This window comes from Leclercia sp. M50, assembly GCF_037150775.1.
Classification (GTDB): Bacteria; Pseudomonadota; Gammaproteobacteria; order Enterobacterales; family Enterobacteriaceae; genus Enterobacter.
Map to the genome: position 1 here is coordinate 1 of NZ_JBBCPK010000173.1, position 4,890 is coordinate 4,890.

Consider the following 4,890-nt stretch of genomic DNA (forward strand, 5'->3'; position numbering starts at 1 on the left):
TTGACTGCTTCAATTTTAAACTCTTCGGGATAACGCTTACCGCTCATGGGCACCTCTCTTTAAGCCATCTTAAATGACTCTGAGGTGTCTGTTAAACCCGTGGCGATTCATTTTTCCCAGTGATGCCAAACACTGGTCCCCTGAGAACTATGTATGTCTATCAGCTGGAGGTCATATGTCTTTACGTGGTACTGGAGAGTTTGTCCGTGACAGCATAATGGCTAATCGTCTGGCATTTAATGCACATAAAGAGCTTTATCATTTTCTTATGGCCGCTAATCAGTACGGCTTAAAAGCTATTGTAGATGAAACGACAACTTTGCTAATGGAAAGGGGTTATGACTATTTGTCTGCGATCAACATGTCGGTCTCGCGGGCAAATTATTTATTTGAACTAGCAAAAGGCGAACAGAGGATTTATCAGGAGGTTAGAGGCCGCCTGGATAATTCTGGTGGTTTTCCCAGCGACGCCCCTTCACCAGATTGGCCAATATAGCATCCAGATGTAGCCCCGCTTGGACGGGGCTTTCGTTATTACTTCCGAGTATTCCAATCATTAACTACTGATTGCATTGCCTTTTCATACTCTGAAAGCGCTTCCGCCTCTGTTCGCATCAAAGATGCCGTTTCGTGATATTCTCCTTTCATTGATGCCCCACAGCAACACTCGATCCAAAACACTGCAGTGCTGGTGATATTGCTGAGTTCCAAGTTATCTTTTTCCCCGCAAAAAGGGCATGGCTTGAGGGTGTGACCATAATGTGAACCGTCATCCGAATAGCTCCCGCTATAGTCACCGGGAAGGCCATAAATTTGAATTTTTTCAGCACTGCCACACATTATTATGTTCTCCTATCGCTGTGTTACTTCAACCAACCTGTCTGCCAAAATTTTACAGAGCGCGGACTCAATTTTTTCTCTAGCCCGTCCTGCCAACAATACAATCTTAATGTATTCAGTGCAGTATTAATTGCGATCCATGCCAGTCGCTGGGAAGAATCTTAGTCACAACACTAAAAAACGAGCAGGAACGTTTAAATAGGGTTTACTCAAAAACTCAAATGAGTAAAAACACATTTATTCATTTACACATTCATTGTGATGCGATAAGGTTGGCACTCAAAAACTCATAACAGTAAATACTCATTTACTCATGAGAGTAAATGTAATGAAAAATGAGGCGCTAAATGAAAGTTATCTCTTTTCTGAATCCTAAGGGCGGAAGCGGTAAAACTACCGTGACAATCAACGTTAGTACCAGCATTGCAAAAAAACATCGCGTAGCAGTTGTCGACACAGATCCACAGCAAAGCCTGGCTAACTGGAACAAAGCAGAAAAAGCAAACTTCGATGTTTTTACTGCAGCATCTGAGAAAGATGTCTATACCATCAGAAAAGAACTGGCGGACTATGACTATGTCATCATCGATGGTGCTGGCGCTCTTTCTGTTATAACTGCAGCTGCTGTGATGGTTAGTGACTTGGTCATCATTCCGGTTACGCCGTCACCTCTTGATTTTTCTGCCTCGGGTGCAGTTATCAGTGTTCTTGAAGCACAGTCGTATAACAGACCGGTAGAATGCCGTTTCCTTATTACTCGCAAAATCGAGCAAGCAACAATGCTCACTGTGTTACGGGAAAGTATCGCTGCAACAGGTATCGCTTCCTTAAAGACTGCAATCACGCAGCGGCAGAGCTACGTTAAATCTGTGCTTGATGGCGAAACTGTATTTGATACCAACGATGGTGCAGCGAAAGGCGAGATAGAAGTTCTGGCAGGTGAAATCCTCAAGTTAGTTGATTAAATACACATTTACACATAAACTCAAATGAGTAAATGTGTATTGGAGTAATTCGATGAGTTTAATAAAGCAGAATCGCAATCAGCCACCACCTGCAAAGGTGATGACTTTCGGTGAAAACAGAGACTTAAATAAAGTCATTTCGACAGCTCCCGCGGCTGTACAAAAGCGTGTGAACTTCAACATGCCAGAAGATAAACATCAAAGACTGAAAGCCGCATGTGCTCGAAAAGGAGCATCGATTTCTGACGTGATGAATGACCTTGTCGATGCATGGCTAAAAGATAATGAGTAAATGAGATTTTACTCCTAAACTCATTTACTCAAATGTTCATCGGGCTATTTGTCTACGCTTATCTAAATTGGGTTATGGTCAATGTTAGTTAACAAACCAAGAACTACGAGTCCGGTTCGAAGGATACAATCGTAGTGCTCGCCACAGCCTGTGACCGGGTTTGCCCGCGAACAGGCGAGGAAGCGCAATTGCTTAAGGATCTAAGGTAGCACTTACGCTCGAAACACGACCTTGCATATGCTTCTGTAGCATCATGATTACTATCAATTTTATCCACATATCCAACGGATAGATCAATTATTCAGATCAATATATAGATCATGTAAGTACAAAAGAGATCACCCTTTCTATAAGCATATGATCCATAATTAAAAAAATAGGATCCTGACGGTTACTTTCATAAGAAAAGCGGTTACTTTCATGACCGTAGCGTTTACTTTCATAACTGAGGCGGTTATTTTCATAACCTAGATGCGGTTACTATCATAATCATGGCTGCTTTTACTCACTGGATGTGGATAAATGGAAAATTCTGAAGCGCAGCAAAGTCCTTTTGCTATCAACAAGAAAGATTCTGGAGAAAGTTATGAACTGACTCCGAACAGTAATAAGACAGTTCAGCCTGTAGCTCTGTTACGTCTTAGCGTGTTTACTCCTGTGTCGCCAAAGGAAAAGGGAAAACGCGATTTTCTGATTGATGCTTCTGAAGAACTATCCAGCCTGGAGGTGGCTCGACAGGAAGGCTATACCAACATCAAAATTCAGGGCGCAAAGCTCGGCATGTCAACTGACTTTAAAACCTGGATTGGCATCATTTCTGCTTTCTCCAAGTACGGATATACTGCGGATAAAATTTGTCTGCCGTTCTCTGAGTTTGCGAGGATGTGCGGCCTCCGGCCAACAGACATCAATGGGCGTGCCCGTAACCGGTTAAGTGAGGCGCTGTTTAATCTGTCCAGCGTTACTCTCTCGTTTCGTAGCCAGGATGGAAAGCGCAGCCTCGTTACCCACCTTGTGCAGCGTGCCCAGCTGGACATGGATACTAATATGGTCGAATTAGTCGGTGACCCAAGCCTCTGGGAATTATATCGCTACGATCATAAGGTTCTGCTTGGTCTGAAAGCACTCTCGGCACTCTCACGTAAGGAGTCTGCTCAATCTCTCTATGTCTATTTCGAAAGCATGCCAGCAGGTACGCTGTACGTCTCTATGAAGCGTCTACGTGAAAGGCTTGCTATGGAATCTCAGGTTAAAGACCAGAATTCAACCATACGACGTGCGATGAAGGATCTGAAGGGCATTGGTTATCTTGATTACAACGAAACCAAAAAAGGTCGGGAAATCATGTTCATTGTTCATAACCGCTCGCCGCGACTCGCGTTGACCGTCGCGTGAAGGCGGTCACATTCATAACAATGACGCTACAAGGCGGTCATATTCATAATATTCCAATTAAAAGCGGTCGTTTTCATAAGTGCAGTCTATTCTGAGGGCTTTACGCCGGTCAGATGAGCCGAGTTTTATGAACGCAGCGATACCTTATCTATGATCATGTTATGAAAGTAACCGCCAGTTATGAATGCTCCCGCCCATTTATGATAGTGACCGCTTTCCGTTGGATGTTAGTTAAGCCATTTTTAACGTGAACAAGGCTAACGATTGCCGCGCAGGAGCTGCAGCGCATCCTGAGTATCGAGTGAGAACCGGACCTGCTGACTGGCGGCCACATCGAGCGCAAAAATTTTCGTATACACCTCAGTCGACTCAAACTTCTCGTGCCCCATCAGGCCCTGGAGAACCTTGGGATGAACATGGCCATATAACAGGTGCATCGCGAAGCTGTGTCTGAACGTGTGCGGGCTGACCGGAATACTGAATCTCACCCCGTCCCGTTCTGCTGCCTCGACGGCACGCTCAAGCCAGTTGCGCACCGTGCGGTCGGTAACGCCCCAGACCGGCATGGCCCGGCGTTCACCTGTTAGCTTGTCGTCCTCGAATCTTTCCCGCGTGCTCGCAAACAGCCGACGCATTTCATCCACGTATCCGGGATCTGACAGCGGGATCACCCGGTTCGCACTTTTTCCCTTTTTCGGGCGACCGCCAGCTGTGCGGCGTTGTTTAGCCGTACGGACCACCACGTGCGGGATCTCATCATTGAGGTGAAAGTCCCTTCTTCTGAGTGCCAGTGCTTCGTTGAGGCGTGCGCCGGTGTTCCACAGCGTGTTAATGAACGCGTGCTGGTTCCAGTCAGGAAGGTAATGCAGCAGGCCAGCCACTTCCGGCGCCAGAAGGTACTTCGGCATCTCGGTATAGTGCTTGGCCATTTCCCGTAGCGACAGTGCCCGTCCGTAGTCAAACGGTGCAGAAGTGGCAGTCACCTGCAGGGCAGGGGAGTGATGAACAAAAGCGGGCAGATTCATAACGCTCCTGGCGATAAGGATGCGCTACGCAAAATCTGGCCCGATAACCCCCGTTAACCGTGTCATTTTTCACGTAGCGCAATCTGGTGAAGTTCTGGTGCCATTTTCGCCGCCGCCGGCGTCGGAAACCACGGAAAAAACCCGCAGAGCCGGGATCTCACATTTTCCTGTTTCTGGAAATATACCATAAAAAGGAAAGAGAAAGTCTGGCAGGACGATCTGAAAAGGATCCAAAAAGGATCCTTTTGCCCTGGATGATGTGGTGATTGGGTGGTGGAAAGGGCCATATGATGTGTTCTGTGACAAAATACCCCCGGTGAGGCAGTGCTTCCTGAAAATACAGAAAGCGGAAAGGGGGCAGGAAGGAGACGCT

The 4,890-nt window shown here is 46.3% G+C and carries 7 protein-coding genes; 4 read left to right on the plus strand and 3 right to left on the minus strand.

Annotation, left to right across the window (positions count from 1 at the left end; translation table 11 throughout):
* The first annotated feature begins 175 nt into the window (after positions 1-175).
* Positions 176-496: a hypothetical protein gene (locus tag WFM46_RS22800; RefSeq protein WP_114388503.1), complete on the plus strand. Its 321-nt coding sequence runs from the start codon at positions 176-178 to the stop codon at positions 494-496.
* 38 nt (positions 497-534) lie between these two features.
* Here WFM46_RS22800 and WFM46_RS22805 read toward each other — a convergent pair whose 3' ends face one another.
* Positions 535-840, minus strand: coding sequence for a Lar family restriction alleviation protein (locus tag WFM46_RS22805; RefSeq protein ID WP_114388504.1), 306 nt, complete (start codon positions 838-840; stop codon positions 535-537).
* Positions 841-1,187: 347 nt separating this feature from the next.
* Here WFM46_RS22805 and WFM46_RS22810 point away from each other — a divergent pair, with 347 nt between their 5' ends.
* From WFM46_RS22810 to WFM46_RS22820, 3 genes are all read left to right on the plus strand, one after another.
* A complete protein-coding gene (locus WFM46_RS22810; protein ID WP_114388505.1) occupies positions 1,188-1,805 on the plus strand; it encodes a ParA family protein in 618 nt (205 codons plus the stop codon).
* 52 nt (positions 1,806-1,857) lie between these two features.
* Complete coding sequence (locus WFM46_RS22815; RefSeq protein ID WP_114388506.1) at positions 1,858-2,097, plus strand: plasmid partition protein ParG; 240 nt, start codon at positions 1,858-1,860, stop codon at positions 2,095-2,097.
* 522 nt (positions 2,098-2,619) lie between these two features.
* The gene (locus tag WFM46_RS22820; protein WP_114388507.1) at positions 2,620-3,492 is read left to right on the plus strand and encodes a RepB family plasmid replication initiator protein; all 873 of its coding nucleotides are present in this window, start codon (positions 2,620-2,622) and stop codon (positions 3,490-3,492) included.
* Between the two features lie 257 nt (positions 3,493-3,749).
* Here the strand turns inward: WFM46_RS22820 and WFM46_RS22825 are convergent, their stop codons facing one another.
* Both WFM46_RS22825 and WFM46_RS22830 read right to left on the minus strand, forming a co-directional pair.
* Positions 3,750-4,517, minus strand: coding sequence for a tyrosine-type recombinase/integrase (locus WFM46_RS22825; protein ID WP_114388508.1), 768 nt, complete (start codon positions 4,515-4,517; stop codon positions 3,750-3,752).
* A gap of 69 nt (positions 4,518-4,586) precedes the next feature.
* The coding region (locus tag WFM46_RS22830) for a hypothetical protein (RefSeq protein WP_336998615.1) at positions 4,587-4,890 on the minus strand (304 nt) is incomplete at its 5' end.

Coding starts and splice junctions, on each gene's coding strand:
- WFM46_RS22800 (WP_114388503.1), top strand. CDS start 176: ATGTCTTTACGTGGTACTGGAGAGTTTGTCCGTGACAGCATAATGGCT.
- WFM46_RS22825 (WP_114388508.1), bottom strand. CDS start 4,517: ATGAATCTGCCCGCTTTTGTTCATCACTCCCCTGCCCTGCAGGTGACT.
- WFM46_RS22810 (WP_114388505.1), top strand. CDS start 1,188: ATGAAAGTTATCTCTTTTCTGAATCCTAAGGGCGGAAGCGGTAAAACT.
- WFM46_RS22815 (WP_114388506.1), top strand. CDS start 1,858: ATGAGTTTAATAAAGCAGAATCGCAATCAGCCACCACCTGCAAAGGTG.
- WFM46_RS22820 (WP_114388507.1), top strand. CDS start 2,620: ATGGAAAATTCTGAAGCGCAGCAAAGTCCTTTTGCTATCAACAAGAAA.
- WFM46_RS22805 (WP_114388504.1), bottom strand. CDS start 840: ATGTGTGGCAGTGCTGAAAAAATTCAAATTTATGGCCTTCCCGGTGAC.